This window comes from ANME-2 cluster archaeon, from assembly GCA_014237145.1.
In the GTDB taxonomy this organism is placed as follows: domain Archaea; phylum Halobacteriota; class Methanosarcinia; order Methanosarcinales; family Methanocomedenaceae; genus Methanocomedens_A.
In genome coordinates this window covers 1-2,504 of sequence record JAAXOC010000067.1, presented here as the reverse complement: position 1 = coordinate 2,504, position 2,504 = coordinate 1, and the positions used below count along the sequence as shown (strand labels likewise).

General features: G+C 44.4%; 3 protein-coding genes. All 3 read left to right on the top strand.

Annotated features, from left to right (window positions below; genetic code table 11):
• Positions 1-973, top strand: a 973-nt coding sequence (gene cobB, locus HF974_08975; GenBank protein ID MBC2698444.1) for a hydrogenobyrinic acid a,c-diamide synthase (glutamine-hydrolyzing), incomplete at its 5' end; no start/stop codon positions are given.
• 33 nt (positions 974-1,006) lie between these two features.
• Complete coding sequence (locus tag HF974_08970; GenBank protein MBC2698443.1) at positions 1,007-2,029, top strand: cobalt-precorrin-5B (C(1))-methyltransferase; 1,023 nt, start codon at positions 1,007-1,009, stop codon at positions 2,027-2,029.
• Positions 2,026-2,504 (top strand): precorrin-6y C5,15-methyltransferase (decarboxylating) subunit CbiE (gene cbiE, locus HF974_08965; protein ID MBC2698442.1); only part of this gene is annotated, 479 nt, incomplete at its 3' end. The genes HF974_08970 and cbiE, both read left to right, overlap by 4 nt.

Below are 2,504 nucleotides of genomic sequence, written 5' to 3'. Positions count from 1 at the left end.
GGATGTTAACATTGCCGGACTGGTATTAAATCAGGTAGGCAGCCCCAGGCACCGTAAACTTGTGGAAGATGCACTAAAGGCTGAAGGTATTGATATTCCAGTAATTGGCTCGCTGCCTTCGAACAGGGAACTTTCCCTGCCATCCAGGCATCTGGGACTGTATATGGCTCATGAGCAAACGCAGGATTACAATAAACTTGCAGATTTTATTGATGCAAATGTTGATATGAATGCTTTGCTTGGGATATCATCAATACCTGATATCCCGATAAATATAAAAAAAATAAATGAAGGTAAAAATAAAGATATAGATAAAGAAATCGATAAAGAAATCGATAAAGAAAAACGATTCAATGTTCTAATAGGCGTAGCAATGGATGGTGCTTTTTGTTTTTATTATAAGGAAATGCTGGATGAATTACAAATGCTTGGTGCTAAGCTTGTATTTTTTAGTCCCTTATCAGATGATATGCCTGATATTGATGGATTGATACTCGGCGGCGGGTATCCTGAGTTGTTTCTTGACAAACTCTCATCCGGCAGGGCGCTAACTGATATCAGGAAGGCTGCCGTGGATGGGATGCCAGTATATGCGGAATGCGGCGGGTTGATGTATCTGGGAAAAAGTCTTGAAGTCAAAGGAAAAACATATGAAATGGCTGGTGTACTGGATACCAGGTCGAGCATGGTAGGGAGATTCCAGGCATTGGGATATACTGAAGCTGAAGTTGTGTGTGATAATCCTCTATCATTAAAGGGACAGGTAATAAGAGGACATGAGTTCCATTATTCCGTAACCGAATGCGACCGTGATGCCAGGTTTGCATACAGCATGCATAGAGGGAAGGGGATAGAGGACGCAAAGGATGGACTTATGGAATATAATACACTGGCTGGTTATATGCATACTCATCCTGCTTCTGCATCCATGGAAAGGTTTGTAGGTATGTGCAGGAAATACAGCCGCAGATAGTATGCATGAAACACACATTCTGATAATATGATCCTGATAGACCCTGTAAATAATTTTACCATTCCGCAGGAATGGATAGATAAGGTTGCAATACCACTGGATGAACTTAAAAAGGGTGTTTCTGACGGACTGCTGGTAGTGCTTTCGAATGGAGATATCCTTAATCGGGGATTTACTACGGGAACTACATCTGCGGCTGCTGCCAAGTCAGCAGTCCTGTCCCTGAAGAAAAAGGATATGATCAAGACAGTTTCGGTTCCCACACCTTGCGGTATAAGAGCAAAGCTGGATGTCAGGGCTTTGGCAGGAAGGGCAGAAGTTGTGAAAATACCAGGAGACCATGCAAGTGATGTGATAGGCGGGCTGGTGTTTGTAGCCAAAGCGCATCCTGCTAAGGCTATTTCGTTGATAGCTGCAGATGGTATAGGTACGGTCACAAAAGGAGGCTTGCAGGTAAAGGCAGGCGAACCTGCTATTAATCCTGTACCTAAACTCCAGATAATGGATGCTATTAAGGAAGGATTGAGCGAGACCGGACTTGAGGGTGCTGTTGTTACATTATCCATACCTGATGGTGGGAAGGTGTCAGCAAAGACATTGAATTCTGCTATTGGAGTAATGGGGGGTATCTCTGTTTTAGGTACTACCGGATTTGTCGAACCATGGAGTGACCACCTGGGTGAGGTTAAAATGGAATTGGTCAGTGATGCATCCAGGGTAGTACTGACTACAGGAAGAATAGGTATGCGTTATTCCCAGATGCTGTTTCCCGAACATACAGTAGTTATGGTAGGCAGCAGGATCGATGAAGGGATTAATGCATCTAAAGGTGAAACAATTATATGCGGCCTGCCAGGCCTGGTACTCAAATGGGCCGTGCCTGGTATTCTAATTGCAACAGGGTTTAATACGGTACAGGAATTAATAGAAACTGATAGAAATAGTCAGTTGATCGATGATGCAGTGGCTGCTGCAGTAGAAAGATCAGAAGGTGCAAGGATCGTGCTCGTTGACAGGAGTGGCGCCGTAATTCGTGACTCAGGTGGTGTGTTGTGAAGATCGTGGGTGTGGGTGTGGGTCCGGGTATGCTGACAATGGAAGCAGCAAAGGCTATAGAGGATGCAGAAGTGGTTTATGGTTCCAGGCGTGCCATTGAACTGGCAGTAGAACATATTTGCTGTGAGACCAAACATATAAAGGATTATTCAAGATTACATGAAATGCCTGATAATGCGGTTGTACTGTCTACAGGAGACCCGAACCTTTCAGGACTGGGTAAATATGCCGGACCAGGGGATGTTGTGATACCTGGCATTTCTTCACTGCAGGCGGCATGTGCCAGGCTTCATATCGACCAATCCGATATTGTAGTAATTACTGCACATGGTAGGGACCCGGCTCCTGCTGCTCTGAAACTAAGATCAGCTATGAATTTGGGATTTACTGTTTTTTTACTTCCGGCATATGAATTCGGGGTGGAGCAGGTAGCAGCAATGTTGCTAGATATGGGAATTGATGTACCTATTGCTGT